At 63.7% G+C, this 575-nt stretch carries 1 protein-coding gene; it reads right to left on the reverse strand.

Annotated features, from left to right (window positions below; genetic code table 11):
* Positions 1–124 precede the first annotated feature (124 nt).
* A partial coding sequence (locus AAE045_RS23950) for a phasin family protein (protein ID WP_455549796.1) occupies positions 125–575 on the reverse strand: 451 nt, incomplete at its 5' end.

Genomic DNA, 575 nt, shown 5'->3' on the forward strand with positions numbered 1-575 from the left:
GTTCGTGTTCTCGTTGCCGGCGGCGCGGTAACAGCGCCCAAAAAAAGACCCGACAGAGGGAGGGTTCTGTCGGGTCTGGGATTGCGTGGGGGGAGGGACCCACGCAAATTCGATGTTGTCCGGCTCAGCCGCGGGTCTTGCCCGCGCTGGGCGTGGCGGCCGCGAACGGCTGCCGGGCGAGTTCGCTGAAGGCTTCGGAGGCCTTCAACCCCAGGCCGGCCACTTCCTGGCTAGCGCTGGTCCAACGGGCGAGGTTGTCACGTGCCAGTTGCGCGCCCTTGGGCAGCAGCGACTGCAGCGTGCCGGAGTCCTGTGACTGCACGACTTCACCGAAGAACCCGCTGGTGGCGGTGATGTTCTTCTCCAGCGTCTTCAACTGCACCCCGAACATGCTTTCGGCATTTTCCAGCGCGAGCCGGTTGGCGCGCGTGGCCGTGGCGGCCAGCTGGCGGGTGTAGTCGCTGAAGGAATCGGTGAACGCGGACGCCATGGTCAGGACGGCTCGAGAACGTTGATGCAATGCAGCATACGCCGAAAATATTGCATTGCAACATTTCGTTGCCAGTTGTGGTCCG

The organism is Dryocola clanedunensis (genome assembly GCF_038405435.1).
Classification (GTDB): Bacteria; Pseudomonadota; Gammaproteobacteria; order Enterobacterales; family Enterobacteriaceae; genus Dryocola; species Dryocola clanedunensis_A.